This is a genomic window from Pseudoalteromonas sp. AS84, from assembly GCF_038900255.1.
GTDB lineage: Bacteria > Pseudomonadota > Gammaproteobacteria > Enterobacterales > Alteromonadaceae > Pseudoalteromonas.
Genome location: NZ_JBBMQY010000004.1, coordinates 81173 through 98198, shown reverse-complemented (window position 1 = coordinate 98198; position 17026 = coordinate 81173). Strand labels below are relative to the sequence as shown.

Sequence of the window (17026 nt, the reverse complement as noted above, 5' to 3'; positions counted from 1 at the left end):
ATAAAAGGCCCTACATTATGACTTTGCTCTGGATACCCTTGTTATCCTTAATTGGCAGTGTTATTTCTGCATGCACAGGTAAGTTATCCCGTAATTTAAGCACTAGTTTAACGGCTCTTGCGCCTTTGACTGCTTTGGGGATTACTCTATACCATGCACCTGCAGTTTTAGCGGGCGAAACAATTCGTTATTCTTTAGCTTGGATCCCGTCAATAGGACTCGACTTATCTCTGCGGTTAGACGGTCTTAGTTTATTGTTTATGTTTATGATTTTAGGCATAGGCCTGCTCGTTATCCTCTACACGCGTTACTACCTCAGTGCTAACGATTCAATGGCTAAGTTATATAGTTACTTAATGCTATTTATGACCGCAATGCTTGGCATTGTTATGTCTAATAATGTTATCCAATTGTGGCTGTTTTGGGAATTAACGAGTATAAGTTCATTTTTATTAATTAGTTTTTGGTGGCATAAGTCAGAAGCGCGTAAGGGCGCACGTATGGCGCTTGCAGTAACAGGGGCGGGTGGCTTAGCACTACTTGCTGGCTTAATGTTATTAGGAGACATTGTTGGTAGTTACGACCTAGATGTTATTTTAGCAAGCAAAGCAATCATTCAATCTCACGATTTATACGAAGTAGCATTGGTATTGGTACTATTAGGTGCGTTTACTAAATCGGCACAATTTCCGTTTCATTTTTGGCTTCCTCATGCAATGGCAGCACCTACTCCAGTAAGTGCGTATTTACATTCTGCAACTATGGTAAAAGCCGGTATATTTTTGTTAGCGCGTTTTCATCCTGCTTTAGCTGGCACGGATACTTGGTTTTTACTTGTAGGGTTAACGGGTTTAGCAACGCTATTGTTTGGTGCATACATAGCATTATTCAAACACGATTTAAAAGGATTGTTAGCCTATTCAACAATAAGCCACTTAGGTTTAATAACGCTGCTATTAGGACTTGATACTGAGCTTGCGACCGTTGCTGCTATTTTCCATATAATTAACCATGCAACCTTTAAGGCATCGTTATTTATGGCAGTTGGTATTATTGATCATGAAACGGGCACGCGTGATATGCGTAAATTAAATGGCATGTGGCGATACTTACCTTACACAGCTACACTTGCAATGGTCGCGGCAGCGGCAATGGCTGGCGTTCCGCTACTTAATGGTTTCTTATCGAAAGAAATGTTCTTTGCAGAAACACTGCATCAACAAGTGCTTGGTTCTATGTCGTGGTTAATTCCAGTATTGGCAACTGTTGCAGGTGCTTTCGCTGTAGCGTACTCAGCCCGCTTTATTCACGACGTATTTTTTAATGGCGACCCGATTGATTTACCTCGAACGCCGCATGAACCACCACGTTATATGCGTGTACCAATAGAAATACTCGTTGTGATTTGTTTATTGGTGGGCATGTTCCCGCACTTTACAATTGACGGTATTTTATCTGCGGCATCTTTAGCTGTACTTGGAAAAGAAATGCCAGTGTACGAATTAGCTATCTGGCATGGGTTTAACTTACCTCTACTTATGAGTGCAATGGCGATTGCTGGCGGCTTATTTATTTACATTAATCGTAAATATCTATTTCAATTTCAAGCATCACTACCACCTCTCAATGCTAAAAAAACCTTTGAACGTGTAATTTTAAGTATCGTTGCTTGGTGTCAATCAAAGGTAAATAGTACAGAAAATGGTTCCCTACAGCGCTATCTTGTAATTATGTTAGCAGTAGTACTACTGTGTGCGGGTTGGCCATTATTTGAAATGCAACAGCTTGCCGGTAGCATGCCACTTACGCCGGTTGATGTGCACAATGCAATTGGAGCTGGCTTGTTGATTATTGGTGCACTTGCTACCGTTATTTGGCATCGCTCTCGAATGGTATCGTTGTTAATGCTCTCAATTGTAGGGTTAATGGTGTCGGTTGTATTTACACGTTTTTCTGCACCTGATTTAGCACTTACACAACTAACCGTTGAGGTTGTTACTATTATTTTACTTATGCTGGCATTGTTTTTTTTACCGCAGCATACGCCAAAAGAATCAAGTTCGTTACGCGTACTTCGAGATTTAGGCATAGCCTCTACGCTAGGTGTAGTTATAGCGAGTATTTGTTATGCATTACTTACACGTCCATTAGATTCAATTTCAGACTTCTTTATTGCTAACGCTAAGATTGGTGGCGGTGGTACTAACGTAGTTAACGTTATTTTGGTCGACTTTAGGGGCTTTGATACGCTTGGCGAAATTACCGTATTAGGTATTGCCGCATTAGGTATATTTAAAGTACTTTCTCGAATCCCATTATTTATGCCTGCAAGTGACAGTGAAGGGCGCCCATGGGCTAAAGAGCGTCACCCAATATTACTGGCGAGTATTTCACAAAGTTTATTGCCGCTTGCCTTATTGGTTTCTGCGTATATTTTCTTACGTGGGCATAACTTACCTGGTGGTGGCTTTATTGCTGGGTTAGTAACATCAATCGCGTTTATTTTGCAATACATGGCGCATGGTACGGCATGGATTAACGAACGTTTTGATGTTAATTATCGCAAAATTATAGCTTCAGGCATTGGTATTTCTTTGTTTACAGGTGTGGGTAGTTGGTTCTTTGATAAGCCATTTTTAACAACTTGGTTTGACTACTTTGATATTCCGTTTGTCGGTAAAACAGAGCTTGCCAGCGCGATTGCATTTGACCTAGGTGTTTACTTAACAGTTGTAGGCGCTACGTTAATGATTTTAGCAAGCTTAGGTAATATGACAGCAGATACCCAGAAAAAAGAGGTAAATATTTAATGGAATTATTGTACGCATCTTGCGTTGGAGTATTGGTCAGTTGCGGTGTGTTTTTACTGCTGAGAGCTCGTACATTCCCTGTAGTACTTGGGCTTACTATGATTTCATACGCTGTTAACTTATTTTTGTTTTCAGCAGGTCGTCTTACTATTAATAAAGCAGTAGTGCTTGGCACAGGATCAGATTATGCAGATCCTCTACCTCAAGCTTTAGTGCTTACCGCTATTGTAATCGGCTTTGCGATGACCGCATTTGTGGTTATTTTGGCAATACGTGGGCGCGCCGATTTAGGTAGTGACCATGTTGATGGTTATGTGCCTAATACCTCTGCAGATAATAAGGAGCAAAAATGATCCAACATTTAGCTTCGCTACCTATTTTATTACCTATGCTGACGGCAGTTATTTTATTACTGCCGCCATGTGGTAAAAGCGTCAAAATTCGCCGCTTAGTTTCAATTGTAATGGCAATAGCTACTTTTGCCATTAGTGTGCTTTTACTGGTACATATTAATAATACGGGTATTAATGTTTACGCTATTGGTAATTGGTCTGCACCATTTGGGATAGTCTTAGTCGCTGATATGTTATCTACCTTATTAGTTACGTTAACTTCACTTTTAGGTTTGGGCGCTATTTTATATGGTAGTGCTGGCGATGATGAAAAGGGAAGCTTTTATCATCCACTTGTCCACTTTTTAATATTGGGTGTAAATGGCGCGTTTTTAACGGGCGATTTATTTAACCTATTTGTATTTTTTGAAGTGTTACTGATTGCATCCTATGCATTGTTAATGCATGCAGGTGATAAACAAAACACTCGTGCTGCACTGCAATATGTAATATTGAATTTAGTTGGCTCAAGCGTGTTTTTAATCGGTTTGGGTATCTTGTACGGTGTACTTGGTACGCTTAATATTGCAGATATGGCGCAAAAAGTATCCGAGCTTACGGGCGATGATGTATACCTAGCAAAGGCTGGTGGTTTATTACTACTCATTGTATTTGCATTAAAGGGCGCATTATTACCTCTGCATTTATGGCTTCCAAATACGTATTCAAGCGCTAAACCTGTGGTTGCTGCATTATTTGCGATTATGACCAAAGTAGGCGTTTACGCTATGCTTCGTGTTTACACTGTGATATTTGGCGAACAAGCAGGGGCGCTTGAACATATGGCGCAGCCTTGGCTTTGGGGCTTAGCAATTGCCACGATTATAGTGGGTGCTATTGGTGTTATGGCAGCGCAAGACTTACGTAAACTCACTTCTAACTTAGTATTGGTATCAGTGGGAACGTTGGTTGCGCTAATCGCATTACAAAATGTAAATGCCACTGCTGCACTTTTATATTATTTAGTTCATTCAACACTTGTTAGTGCCGCACTATTTTTATTAGCAGACTTAGTTTCAATCCAGCGCGGTAAAGTTGGCGACAGGCTAGTAGCAGGTCGCTGCGTTAAACAACCATTTTTATTAGGTGTGTGCTTTATTGTTGCGGCTTTAACAGTAGTTGGTATGCCGCCACTATCAGGCTTTGTAGGTAAAATTTGGATACTTAAAGCCACATTAAATAGTGAGCAAGCTTTACTATTTTGGCCTGTATATTTAGTAACAAGCTTTGCGTTATTAGTAGCGCTTTCGCGTGCTGGCACGACCTTATTTTGGGAGCATAAAAGTAAAAAAAGCGAAAACGCAGATAGTGCAAATGCACACCCGTTGCAGGTAACTGTAATTATAGGTTTACTTGCTTGTTCGCCATTGCTAGTTATTTTTGGCGGGCCAATAAGTGACTACATGCTAGGTGCTGCTACTCAGTTACATGATATAAGCGGCGGTATTAATGCTGTACTTAAAGGAGGCATGTGATGAGATTACAAGCCCGTTTTCGTTGGTTACCAACACCATTTCGTAGCCTGTTTTTGTTTATGGTATGGTTATTGTTAAATAATAGCGTGTCGGTAGGACACTTAGTGCTAGCGACTATTTTTGCTATATTTATACCCCTATTAAGCTTTTCACTTCGCGAACCTCAACCGCTTATTTTAAGGCCTGGACTAGCATTAAAGCAGTTACTTATAGTTCTTTACGATATTATTGTTGCAAATCTACAGGTGGCTTTACTTATACTTGGGCCATCTAAAAACTTACGCCCGGCCTTTATAAAAGTACCGATTGATTTAACTCATGATATGCCAATTACTATATTGGCCAGTAGTGTATCGCTTACACCCGGTACAGTGAGCGCAGAGGTTTATCCAATTGCAGAATCGTTACCTGAAGGTGAAGAGCCAACACAACGTTACTTACTAATACATGTGCTTGACCTTAAAGATGAAGAAGCACTTATCAAACAAATAAAACAACGCTACGAAGCTCCACTGAAGGAGATATTTCAATGTTAGACACTGTATTACTCATTGTTTTTTCGATGATTGGCTTATCGTTATTGCTTAATTTATGGCGATTGATTATTGGTCCGTCAGTGCCTGACCGTGTTTTAGCGCTCGATACAATGTACATTAATGTTATTGCACTGATTATTTTATACAGTATAAGTATGGACACAGGGCTTTACTTTGAAGCAGCACTGCTTATTGCCATGCTTGGTTTTATAAGTACAGTTGCAGTGTGTAAGTATTTACTACGCGGCGATATAATTGAATAAGGTGAAAACATGATCAGCGAATGGGTTGTATCAATACTATTGTTATTTGGTGGTACGTTTATTTTAATTGGCTCGATAGGCTTAATTAAACTGCCTGACTTTTTTATGCGTTTGCATGGACCAACGAAGGCAACAACGTTGGGTATGGCAAGTATGTTAATCGCAGCTATGGTTTATTTTGTAAATTCAGGCCATGGACTCAGTGTTAGAGAAATACTCATTACTATATTTTTACTAATTACGGCGCCGATTAGTGGTTACATGCTAATAAAATCAGCTATTCATCATAAGCTAAAAGCTAAAGAAGGCACTAAAGGTCTCGATAATGTAGAGGACGATTAACGCAAATGCGCACTAATAAAAGGCCGAATAAACGCGATTTATTCGGCTTTTTTAATGATTACCTGTCCCCTTTACAATACTAATTAATCATGTGACTATAAAACGATTATTTATATTAAAGGATATTATTATGGGTAAGGTACTACTTTTATCATTACTGATTTTTTCTAGCAGTTTATATGCTGAGCAAAATACAAAACAGCAAAAAATAGATGAACTTATTAGTGTAATGAACTTAGATTCAATGGTTGATTCTATGTACGGCCAGGTTGAAGGTATGATGAAAGGTATGTCTGATCAAATGGGTGTTAAGCCTTCTGAACAGGCAATTTTTGATAAATACTATGGTGACATGACGACGGTATTAAAAACCGAAATGAGCTGGGCCAAAATGCAGCCGATGATGATTAGCGTGTACGACAAACATTTTAGTGAGCAAGAGATTGCTGATATGTTAGCATTTTATAAGACAGATACCGGGCAAAAAATACTTGAAAAAATGCCTGTTGTAATGCAAGAGTCTATGCAAATGTCTCAAAGCTTAATGAAAGATGCTATGCCTAAAATACAAACTTTAGCGCAGCAGCTAAGCGACGAATTAGAGCAAAGCCGTAGCGAATCAAACTAGGGCATGTAGAGCCTTGTGGATTGAATTTATTCAATCCAAGGAAGATTAAATTGCGGCGCGAGGTTTGTAACCTAGTGGGCTCGGTAACTGCTCCTGCGTTATACATCCATGTAAGAATAAGCAAAAACCGAGCAAAGCTTCCGCGTCCTGCTCACGCCCCTGATCTACATCCATGTAGGCAACAAAGAGTTAGAGGGAACCCAAAGGGCAGCGCATGTTTGGTATTAATGCTGCGTTATCGCCTACTTATGGGGAATAACCACTTAAATAGGCTCTGCCTTGCCTAAAGACCAAACAGTCTGCTGTAAGTTAAACCACTAATGTTCAACAGGCCCTTAGATTAATACGCGCCTTACTTAGGCGCTTCTCTCCTGAATTCCCCCCTCCTGATAATACGCGCCGGTATCAGCTTAAGTTAATTCTGTTTGTGTCATTATGCCGATGATCAATAATACTTAATCATTTTGATATACGAGTGCGTGGAAGCAAGGCAATTAGTGATAACAACTAAATAATAAAATCTTTGCCTTGTTATCAACACGATTTTATTCTCTCAAACAGGTCACTTAATTAAGCGAATTGGTATTATTTTATTAGCTTTAAAATAGTCATTGACCTATGTGTTGCACCTAGGTTTATTATGAAGCCACTGAAACACGACGGAGCCAAATTATGTATGTTAAACAACTCGCCAAGTTAATGGGCGTGACTGCCGATACTGTTCGTCATTACACGCGTGTTGGGTTACTTAATCCAATACGCAGTGAAGAAAATGGCTATCAAGAATATACAAAGCAAGACCAGCAGCGTTTAAAGTTTATTATTAGCTCTCGTCAACTTGGTTTTTCACTCAAAGATATTCAACACATTATAGGCGAGTCAGAGCAGGGAAATTGTCCTTGTCCTTTAACACGCAAACTCATTACTAAACGCCTAGAAGAAACCGAAGCACTATTTCAAGAAACATTAAAGCTACGAAACAGAATGCATGCAGCCCTTGAGCAATGGGATACATCAGCCGATGGTGCAAATGCCAGTGACGTGTGTAGTTTAATAGAATCTTTTGTTGATCCAATAAACGATTCCGTAAATAAGGAGCAGCGTAATGACGACTAATACAAAAGACACCGCGCAAAACTTTATTATTGAAGGCGCTAATTGCGGCAGTTGTGTAGCCAAAATTGAAAAAGCCCTTAATAGCGTGCAAGGTGCGCAAAACGTGGAAATGAACTTTGCTGAGCGTACTGTACGCGTAGAAGGTAAAGCTGACGAAAGTACGCTTATTAAAGCAGTTGAAAATATTGGTTATTCAGCCAAACCGATGAGTAACGAGTCTGATCAAGATGCACTTGATGAAAAAGCAAAGTCGGACGAGGCACATTACAAAAAGCTAATGCGTAATATGATATTAGCGTTAGGAGTCGGTGCGCCGTTAATGATATACGGGCTTATTTTTGACATGAGTGTGACCACCGATACACAACGAATAGCATGGTTTTTAGTGGGTATAGTCACGCTCGTGGTTATGGCTATATCAGGTAAACAATTTTACAACGGTGCATGGCAGGCATTCAAAAACCATGCTGCCAATATGGATACTTTAATAGCACTTGGTACAGGTACTGCGTGGTTGTACTCAATGTTTGTCGTAATAGCGCCAAACTTATTACCACAAGTCGCAAGACACGTATATTTTGAAGCATCATCGATGATCATCGGTTTAATTAGTTTAGGGCTCGCTTTTGAAGTAAAAGCACGTGGGCGCACCTCACAAGCAATTAAACGCTTAATTGGCCTGCAACCAAAAACTGCACGCGTAATTCGTGGTGGCGAAGAGCAAGACATCGACATTAGTGATGTTGTAAAAAATGATGAAGTACGCGTACGCCCGGGTGAAAAAATCCCTGTGGATGGCGATGTTATTGAAGGCAGTAGTACAGTTGATGAGTCAATGCTTACTGGTGAGCCAATGGCCGTCCGCAAAAAAACGGGCGATAAAGTTGTTGCCGGAAGTATAAATAAAAGTGGTACTTTATTATTTAAAGCCACTCACATTGGTAGCGAAACCACACTTGCCAATATTATCAATATGGTAAAGCGTGCACAAAACTCTAAGCCATCAATAGGGCGCTTAGCCGATGTTATATCAGGAATATTTGTACCAACAGTCATGATTATTGCGGTACTTGCAGGGCTTGCATGGTTAAACTTTGGACCTGAGCCATCAATTGCTTATGCCGTTGTTGCAGTAACTACGGTACTTATTATCGCTTGTCCTTGTGCGTTAGGACTCGCAACCCCTATGTCGGTTATGGTGGGTATTGGTAAAGCCGCTGAGTCAGGAATATTAATTCGAAATGGTGAGTCGCTGCAAACGACATCTAAAATCACCACCATGATTTTAGATAAAACAGGCACTATTACTCAAGGCACACCGCAAGTTACCGATGTAGTTACCTTTAACAACAGTGATGAAAATACAGTAATGCAACTTGTTGCAAGCCTAGAAAGTAGCTCAGAGCATCCATTAGCTGAAGCAATTACTGCATACGCTAAAAAGCAGGGCTTAACTTTAAGTAAAGTAGCCGATTTTGATGCAATTACAGGTAAAGGTGTAATTGGCAGTGTTGACGGGCAAACATTGTTGTTTGGTAATAAAGCGCTCATGGATAAATATGATGTAGCCGTTGATGATGCAACCGAGCAAGCTCAAACACTTGCCAGTGATGCTAAAACGCCCATGTATTTTGCAAGTAATAATAAGATCCAAGCTATTATTGCAGTAGCAGATCCTATTAAAGAGGATTCAGTTGAAGCTATTAAACGCCTGCAAGATAAAGGTATCCACTTAGTTATGCTAACAGGTGACAACAAAGCCACTGCACAAGCCGTTGCTAAGCAAGTTGGTATTGATGACTTTATTGCAGAAGTAATGCCCGATGACAAAGTAAACGAAGTAACAAAGCGCCAAGCAAACGGTGAAATAGTGGGTATGACAGGTGACGGTATTAACGATGCCCCCGCACTTGCGCAAGCCGATGTAGGGTTTGCAATTGGCACAGGTACCGATGTTGCAATAGAAAGTGCAGACATTACCCTAATGCGTGGTTCGTTACATGGCCTTGCTGATGCAATTGCAGTGAGTAATGCAACTATTTCAAATATTAAACAAAACCTATTTGGTGCCTTTATTTATAACGTGGCGGGTATTCCTATTGCAGCCGGCGTGTTGTATCCATTTTTTGGAATACTACTAAACCCTGTTGTTGCAGGTGCAGCTATGGCACTTTCATCGCTTACAGTGGTAAGTAACGCTAATCGCTTACGTTTTTTCAAACCAAATAAATCGTAATTTAAGCTAAGGAGTACATTATGTTGATGATTAATATAGGTGGTGCACTGTTAATAGCCGCAATTATTTATTGGTTTTGGCTATACAAACCAGAGCAAACACAAAGTGATGACAACAAAGTAACGATAGTGGTTGATAACGGCGTTTATAAACCGGGCCATATTAAAGTGGCAGCCAATAAAGAGGTTGTACTTACTTTTGATAGAAAAGACAGCGCACCGTGCGCCGAAACAGTGGTATTTCCCCAGCTTGATATAAGTAAAACTCTAGCAATGGGTGATGGCAATACAGTTAAACTACCTGCGCTTGAAGCCGGTGATTATGACTTTCATTGTCAAATGCAAATGTACAAAGGCAAACTAGTTGCGCAGTAACTTGAACTAAGTAGGTGTTGGGGTCGTACAGTTGCGTATATAATTTTGATGAATTAGGCGATGGACTATTAAATGAATAAATTAAACCCTAAAAAATTATTGAATAGTAAATGGACCGCAACACCTGCTATAAATAAAGAAAAACACTTCATTATTGTTGATGTGGAATTTGATGAAGACGGCAATGTAACTGAATGTATTACCGAGGCTGTTATGTCAAAAAATCAATATCCAATTAGTTGGCGAGATTTAAAAGATAACCAAAAGTGGCTACAAGGGTGGAAGTAGTTTAAATCTATGTAATTTTACCTCTCTCTAATAGCGGCACTTTTGCAGATAGCTGATACACGATGTAGGTTTGCTTAACTCAAGCGAACCTATATTTTACGGCGCATTAAGTTATGAACTCAATGCTATAACTTAGCTCATATGGCACATTCTTCCTGAGAAATTCGCCATTTGGCAACAAAACAGTTAATTTCAAAATATCCTTTCAAAGTTTTTATAATAAATCTCAAAAATAATATAACTGACTAATTATAAATGAATTAATTTTTTAATAGCTGCGAATAAATCCTAAACTACTTCCATGTTCATATTCAGTTTATTTTGAAAATTAGCCCAAACACCCTCTTTGTTGGTTTTTTAGCGAAAGTGTGTCTTTTTAATTAAAGTTAACTAATTGATTTATAATGGTTTACTATTTTTAGTTAAATGACTGTTGCTAAATAGCAACAAAAATACTTCCCCAGATTGAGATTCTCTTACTTCATACCATTTAACCCATTGTTTTTAAATAATAAATAAAAAGTGGCACCGAAGTTGTAATACCTAGAGTGTATTAAGCAAAACGTGATGAAAGCCAAAGGCCTAATCGCAACAACCCAATGAAGGAATACTATTATGAAAACATTTCAATCAACACTAGTACTAATGGCGCTAGCTTCTTCATCAGCGGCTTTTGCAGCAACAGATTTTGATACGCTAGACGTAGACGGTAATGGCGCAATTAGCCAAGCCGAAGCATCAGTAGATGCTGAGCTTTTAAGCAAATTTGAAGAACTCGATACAAACCAAGATGGTGAGTTATCAGAAGATGAGTTCTCTGAGGCCTAATTTCAGAGCCTTAAGTAGTTAATGCTCTGTGATGTAATCTAAATTCTGAGTTGCCAAAGACAACCTAAATAGGCAAGGGAGCCTATTAAAAAGAATAACAAGGATGTGACTAGAGAGCACTATAGAGCAAATTTATATCAGGACATCGCATACTATTGAAGGATTATATTATGAAAAAGCTACAATCAACACTTGTACTTATGGCGATTGTTTCTTCATCAGTCGTATTTGCAAACACAAACTTTGAAACTCTAGACACAACCGACAACGCCTCAGATAGTCAGGCTGTAGAGCCGGTGCAAGTGAAAGAGCAATTTGATGAGCTGAATGTTCAAAGTAGCGGTGGGCCGACAGAAAATGATTTTTTTGAATATTAATTTACAGACACTTTACTCCTAAAGGATCTTTGAAAAGGACTTCTTACCTACAATCAGGCTCAAAGCCTAAGGAAACGATTATGAAAACATTACACAAAACTCTAGCACTTGTAGCCCTAGCTTCTTCTTCAGCAGCGTTTGCTGCGGTAGATTTTGATTCTTTTGATGCTGATGGCGACGGTGTAATTAGTAAAACAGAAGCTCAAGTCAACTCGCAGCTAGTACAGCTTTTTGATCAATTAGATGCAGACGGAAATGGCGAGTTATCTAAAGAAGAGTTTTCGAAGGTTCAGTAACAGGCTCTAGATTTGAGTCGGGTTTAAACCTTATTAATCATACTCACAAAGCAGCTAAGTAATTAATACTTAGCTGCTTTTTTGTGCATTTAATGTAATATTTTATTATTTATTCACCAAAGTAGTGCAAAACTCAAGTTTGAATATGATTAAGCTGATGATTATTAAGTTATTTTATTGTTGGTTTTAAACTTGCAAATCTATTGATAACTTAGGTTAATGAGTGTTTAAAATGGCACGGATGAGTTATATCAGTAGTATTGAGCGCTACCACGAATATGAGCATGTAATACACAGTTTACTTGAATCTATCTTGATGAGTATTGAGGATGGGTTAACTAAAGAGCGTGATACTCGCTACCTGATTAAGCAGTACCCATTTTTAGAATTACAATATTGTTTAAATGCAGAAGGTTTGCAACAGGGTAATAATGTCTGCTTCAAACGGGCATATAGCAAACAACTGGGTGAAAGTGGTAATCAACAAGACTTAAGCGAGCGGCCCTATTTTTTGAACGCTAAAACAAGTGATAGAGTGTGCTTTACTGATCCCTACATTTCTATAGCGACTAACCATTTATGTATATCGGCGATTAAAGAACTAAAAAAACCAATTAATAATCAACATTACTTGGTCGTTGATGTGAGCTTAACGCAGCTTATTGAGTTTGTAATGGGTGATACTGCGCGCGCTAATATGTCGCCTTACTTTAAAGCGGGTTACGGTATTATTGTTGCGTGCTTATTTTGCTTAGTATTATTTTTACTGAATATCGTTTTTAATGATATATACGCGCTATTAACCCATGTAGATACCTCATCAGACCCACTTGAACCCTTTAGTATCATTATTTACATCACCCTAGCATTAGCAGTATTCGATTTAGGTAAAACAATACTCGAAGAAGAAATCCTTATGCATAAGGATATTTTTAGGCACTCATCTACGCGGCGCACTATTACACGGTTTATATCTACCGTGTTAATTGCTATATCAATTGAGGCGCTGTTAACTATGTTTAAAGCGGCGCTGGGGCAATCGGAGTATTTAATGCCTGCAATAGCGATGATGCTTGCAGTGGTAGGGCTTTTAATTGCACTGGCTATTTATGTTTATTTAGGGGCAAAGGCCGAAACGCTATTAATGCGGGCTCGTTTAAAACAAAAATCCTCCAAGTAGGAGGATTTTTATATTACATAACTATTAATAGTTATTTATTGCTTATCTTGCGCGCGTTTGGCTTTAAAGTCAGACTCGCTCGTCCACTTTGGCCAATCGCCATTGTTTGCAAGCTGTGTGGCTATATCAACAATAAGATCTATATCTTGCTTAACACCACCTAACGACCAATCAGCTGAGTAGTCGTCTGCTTCTTTATGGTACTTATGCGCAATGTACTCAGGATCTGTATCGCCCAGGCTCATAAATAATAAACTAGGCACGCCTTGCTTAGAAAGCGAGAAATGATCTGATCTAAAAAACAAGCCATTTTGCGGGCGAGGGTCCATTTTAACAACACGGCCTTGTGATTTTGCAGCCTTTGCTAAATAGTTTTCCATTGTCGATAAATCTTTACCGTATTGTAAAATGTAGTCAGTGCCATCAAGCACGTTCATGCCATCAATATTTAAAAGACCGACCATTTGTTTTGTAGGTACAACCGCACCCGATGCAAATTCTTCAGAACCAATTAACCCCGTTTCTTCTGCTGTAAAGTTAGCAAAAATAATTGAGCGTTTAAATGGTTTTTGCTTGTTCATTTTGCTCATGATGCGTGCTATTTCAAGCGTGGCTGCAGTGCCTGAAGCGTTATCTACTGCGCCGTTATAAATCTTAGGGCCAGTATCAGTTTGTTTAGTACCAAAGTGGTCCCAATGCGCGCTAATAACAACGTATTCGTCAGGTGATTCGCTACCTGTAATTTGTGCAACTACGTTATGTGATTTTGCATGAGATACTTCGTTTTTAAAGGCAAGGTTTGCTTTTAAGTTAAGTGGCGTCGCTTTAAAGTCATCATTTAATGCTGCTTGTTTTAAATCTTGATAGTTTAGCTCTGCGGCGTTAAACATTTTTTCAGTCGCATCAAGTGTTAGCCAGCCCATAACCGGTAATTTAGACGCGTTTAAATTGTTATCCATTAACGTGTATTTGGTGCCGGTGTTTGAACTTTCAACTACGCCCCAAGGGTATGCTGCAGGTGCGGTTTCATGAACAATAAATACAGCCTTTGCACCTTGGCGGGCGGCTTCTTCATATTTATAAGTCCAGCGACCGTAGTAGGTCATTGCATTACCAGTAAAAAGGGCATCATTTTGAGTAGCAAAGCCTGGGTCGTTAACTAGCACAACCACTGTTTTACCTGTTACATCAATATTTTTATAGTCATTCCAGTTATATTCTGGCGCATTAATACCGTAGCCCGCAAATACAACGTCAGAGCTTCTTACATCAATTAATGGCTGAAGTTGCTCGGTACGTGCGGTAAAGTCTTTACCTGATTCAAAGCTCAAATCACCTACCTTTAACTGCATATCCTGATCAGCTGTCACCATTGCCATTTTTACAGGCTGTAAGTATTTGCCTTTATAAGCGCCGGTTAAACCCAGCGCTTTATATTGCTCGCTTAAGTAGCCTACAGTTTTCACTTCACCATGAGTAAGCGGGCCTCGGCCTTGAAAGTCATCAGAGGCTAGCGTTTTAATATGCTGTTTAATATTGCTAAGGCTTACACCGGCTGTATTTTCTAATGGGGTGTGTTCGCTTGCAGGCTCCGAGCAGCCAAATAGTGCAACTAGCAGGCTTAGGCTAGCGCTTTTTAAAAGAGTAGATGCCATAGTCTTCATATTGTTATTTAATTAGGCTTTCAATATAAAGGAAGCACCGCAGCGATGTCGAATTTTTATAGAGAACTTTTCATTCAATTGCAGATTGATTTTATAAGGTGTATAAATAACGAACAACCTAAAGGAGCACATAATGAGCCAATGTAAAAAAAGTGGGTATTTATTTATAGCTAGTGGCATTGCATTTTTTGCTGCTGCAATATTAGCTGAGCAGGAGACATTTTTTGTGTTGTCTGCTTCTTTTATAATATTGGGCACTATAAGTATAAAAAAAGCGGCTTAATAACCGCTTAGTTTTTTTAGTTAAATATAAAGCTTAAATACAATACTTGGCACTAAAAGCAAAAAACCAGCATTAGCTGGTTTTTTAGTATAAGTTGCAGTTAGCTTTATGCGTCTGCAAGCTTTACGCGGATCTTACTTTTATCAACAGTAGATTGGTTAAGTGCTTTAATGGCGCTTTTACTTTCTATGTCGTTTGGCATTTCTAAAAAGGCAAAGCCTTTAGATTGGCCAGTTTCTTTATCAAGTACTAAGTTACAGGTAGTCACTTTACCGTGCTCTGCAAATAAAGTACGAAGCTCATGCTCAGTGGTAGCACGAGACAAGTTACGAACTAATAGTTTCATAATGAACCTAAATAATTATGTCAGTACTAATTATCTCAAGTAACTCAGCTTTAACCTAATTTTATTTTAAAACATATATAAATAAACGTTCTATAGGAATAATTGTTTGTATCGCACTGAAAAAACATAGCTTTTATAATTTTAAATAGATTGCCATCAAATTGGTCATGTTAATTGGTAATTGAGTTGTGGTTATTTGCATAGTTAATTGGTAAGTTTATGTTTTATTAACTTACTATTAACCATAAAGCTAACAATGCCTAAATATAATCTTAAACTGTGTAATGTAATTACAACCGCACTTCTATATTGTTTAGTTGTTGGTTGTGGCAGCTCGGGCTCTGATTCTACGATAAAAAATAATGAAGCGATTACTTTACAAACTCCTGCAATAATTGGTGGCAATAGCCGAGGCGAAGTTATTAGTAATAGTAATGATGCAATAACAGGCTCATTAACTATTACTGATCAACAACCCGGCGAGGCTGCTTTTATAGCACAAGAAAATAGCGCTACAAGCTATGGTTTTTTTAGCTTAAATGCTGGTGGAGATTGGTCATACACACTTGATGATTTAAATACTTCAATAACATCTCTCAATGAGGGTGAAACACTGCAAGACACAATAACAGTAAACTCTGTAGATGGTACTAGCGCACAAATTATCATAACAATTGTAGGTGCACCAATAGCTCAAGCTGATGGCTTTGAGAACATCTCGAACGTGTTATTACAATCAGATGGTGTAGATTCGGGACTTGACGCATATACACTTATTGAAAATGCATTCGGCGAAGGGTCAATTGAATCTCCAGACTTATACGTTGGCAATCATGAAAGTGTTGTCCATATTATCGAAGATACCGATACGATAATTGGCAACCATTTTATATTTTTAGCCCACCGAGATGATGACCAAGATAAAGACAAAGGTGCAAGTGACAGACAACGTAATGAAATAAAAACCTACGATAAATCACCACAACAAACACTGGCGTTTGAGGGCGAGACATTTCAATACAGCTGGAAATTTAAAGTAAGTAGCGAGCTTGAGCTTACGAGTAAGTTTAGCCATTTTTTTCAAATAAAAGCCCGTAACGAGAGTAACGACAACACCAATGGTAATGACGATCAGCCTATTATCACTCTCTCAGGTGCACAAAAAAATAGTACAGGTAATCAACTACAGGTTCGATATAGCGCGGGGTTTGATGAAAACGGCAACAGTACGGGTCTTGATAGAAACTTAATTGAAACCGACTGGTCTTTAATTACAGATGAATGGGTCGAGGTGTTTGTACAAGCTACATTTAGTGAAAGTGGTAAGCTTGATATGACATTAACGCGCTTAAGCGACAACGCAGTGATATTTAATATAAGCGAGCAAAACATAGATATATGGCGCGGCTTTAGTGATGATGATTTTGCTCGTCCTAAGTGGGGAATATACCGCTCAATTGTTGAAACCGACAGTCTTCGAATTGATGAAGAACGTGTTAGGTTTACTGATTTTTCTATCACTAAAGGTAAGTTAGCGCAGTAAGCTATTTGATCAATTAGCATGAAAAAGCCGTTAATAATTATGCATTATT

General features: G+C 38.8%; 19 protein-coding genes. 17 read left to right on the top strand and 2 right to left on the bottom strand.

The window, feature by feature from the left end; genetic code table 11:
• The first annotated feature begins 17 nt into the window (after positions 1–17).
• The 15 genes from WNY79_RS06195 (at position 18) to WNY79_RS06125 (ending at position 13141) form a co-directional block, all read left to right on the top strand.
• On the top strand, positions 18–2810 hold the full coding sequence (locus WNY79_RS06195) for a monovalent cation/H+ antiporter subunit A (RefSeq protein ID WP_024598205.1): 2793 nt from the start codon (positions 18–20) through the stop codon (positions 2808–2810).
• Positions 2810–3163 (top strand): Na+/H+ antiporter subunit C, encoded by a 354-nt coding sequence (locus WNY79_RS06190; protein WP_024598206.1) that lies wholly within the window; start codon positions 2810–2812, stop codon positions 3161–3163. Before WNY79_RS06195 ends, WNY79_RS06190 begins: the two co-directional genes overlap by 1 nt.
• Entirely contained in the window at positions 3160–4677 is a 1518-nt protein-coding gene (locus WNY79_RS06185; RefSeq protein ID WP_170072132.1) for a monovalent cation/H+ antiporter subunit D, read from the top strand. Before WNY79_RS06190 ends, WNY79_RS06185 begins: the two co-directional genes overlap by 4 nt.
• Positions 4677–5213, top strand: coding sequence for a Na+/H+ antiporter subunit E (locus WNY79_RS06180; RefSeq protein WP_024598208.1), 537 nt, complete (start codon positions 4677–4679; stop codon positions 5211–5213). The genes WNY79_RS06185 and WNY79_RS06180 overlap by 1 nt, the downstream gene beginning before the upstream one ends.
• On the top strand, positions 5207–5476 hold the full coding sequence (locus tag WNY79_RS06175; protein WP_007378493.1) for a K+/H+ antiporter subunit F: 270 nt from the start codon (positions 5207–5209) through the stop codon (positions 5474–5476). Before WNY79_RS06180 ends, WNY79_RS06175 begins: the two co-directional genes overlap by 7 nt.
• Positions 5477–5485: 9 nt before the next feature.
• Positions 5486–5818 (top strand): Na+/H+ antiporter subunit G, encoded by a 333-nt coding sequence (locus WNY79_RS06170; RefSeq protein WP_024598209.1) that lies wholly within the window; start codon positions 5486–5488, stop codon positions 5816–5818.
• Between the two features lie 130 nt (positions 5819–5948).
• Positions 5949–6446 (top strand): DUF2059 domain-containing protein, encoded by a 498-nt coding sequence (locus tag WNY79_RS06165; protein ID WP_024598210.1) that lies wholly within the window; start codon positions 5949–5951, stop codon positions 6444–6446.
• A gap of 672 nt (positions 6447–7118) precedes the next feature.
• Positions 7119–7562: a MerR family transcriptional regulator gene (locus WNY79_RS06160; protein WP_076924803.1), complete on the top strand. Its 444-nt coding sequence runs from the start codon at positions 7119–7121 to the stop codon at positions 7560–7562.
• Positions 7552–9798 (top strand): heavy metal translocating P-type ATPase, encoded by a 2247-nt coding sequence (locus WNY79_RS06155; protein ID WP_342875397.1) that lies wholly within the window; start codon positions 7552–7554, stop codon positions 9796–9798. The genes WNY79_RS06160 and WNY79_RS06155 overlap by 11 nt, the downstream gene beginning before the upstream one ends.
• A 20-nt stretch (positions 9799–9818) precedes the next feature.
• On the top strand, positions 9819–10172 hold the full coding sequence (locus WNY79_RS06150) for a cupredoxin domain-containing protein (protein WP_342875396.1): 354 nt from the start codon (positions 9819–9821) through the stop codon (positions 10170–10172).
• 72 nt (positions 10173–10244) lie between these two features.
• Entirely contained in the window at positions 10245–10460 is a 216-nt protein-coding gene (locus WNY79_RS06145; RefSeq protein ID WP_294120501.1) for a TIGR02450 family Trp-rich protein, read from the top strand.
• Positions 10461–11075: 615 nt separating this feature from the next.
• Positions 11076–11288: a calmodulin gene (locus WNY79_RS06140; protein WP_024605574.1), complete on the top strand. Its 213-nt coding sequence runs from the start codon at positions 11076–11078 to the stop codon at positions 11286–11288.
• Between the two features lie 170 nt (positions 11289–11458).
• Positions 11459–11665 (top strand): calmodulin, encoded by a 207-nt coding sequence (locus WNY79_RS06135; RefSeq protein ID WP_342875395.1) that lies wholly within the window; start codon positions 11459–11461, stop codon positions 11663–11665.
• An 80-nt stretch (positions 11666–11745) separates the two neighbouring features.
• Positions 11746–11961, top strand: coding sequence for an EF-hand domain-containing protein (locus WNY79_RS06130; RefSeq protein ID WP_076924807.1), 216 nt, complete (start codon positions 11746–11748; stop codon positions 11959–11961).
• 232 nt (positions 11962–12193) lie between these two features.
• On the top strand, positions 12194–13141 hold the full coding sequence (locus WNY79_RS06125; protein WP_342875394.1) for a PDC sensor domain-containing protein: 948 nt from the start codon (positions 12194–12196) through the stop codon (positions 13139–13141).
• Between the two features lie 35 nt (positions 13142–13176).
• Here the strand turns inward: WNY79_RS06125 and WNY79_RS06120 are convergent, their stop codons facing one another.
• Positions 13177–14796, bottom strand: a complete 1620-nt coding sequence (locus WNY79_RS06120; protein WP_342875393.1) for a M28 family metallopeptidase — start codon at positions 14794–14796, stop codon at positions 13177–13179.
• 142 nt (positions 14797–14938) lie between these two features.
• Here WNY79_RS06120 and WNY79_RS06115 point away from each other — a divergent pair, with 142 nt between their 5' ends.
• Complete coding sequence (locus tag WNY79_RS06115; protein WP_007585545.1) at positions 14939–15088, top strand: hypothetical protein; 150 nt, start codon at positions 14939–14941, stop codon at positions 15086–15088.
• 106 nt (positions 15089–15194) lie between these two features.
• On the opposite strand, the gene WNY79_RS06110 is transcribed toward WNY79_RS06115, so the two are convergent.
• Positions 15195–15434: an RNA-binding protein gene (locus WNY79_RS06110; RefSeq protein WP_007585551.1), complete on the bottom strand. Its 240-nt coding sequence runs from the start codon at positions 15432–15434 to the stop codon at positions 15195–15197.
• Between the two features lie 256 nt (positions 15435–15690).
• Here WNY79_RS06110 and WNY79_RS06105 point away from each other — a divergent pair, with 256 nt between their 5' ends.
• Positions 15691–16977 carry a VCBS domain-containing protein gene (locus tag WNY79_RS06105; protein WP_342875392.1) on the top strand — a complete coding sequence of 429 codons (1287 nt, stop codon included), beginning with the start codon at positions 15691–15693 and terminating at the stop codon, positions 16975–16977.
• The last annotated feature ends 49 nt before the right edge of the window (positions 16978–17026 follow it).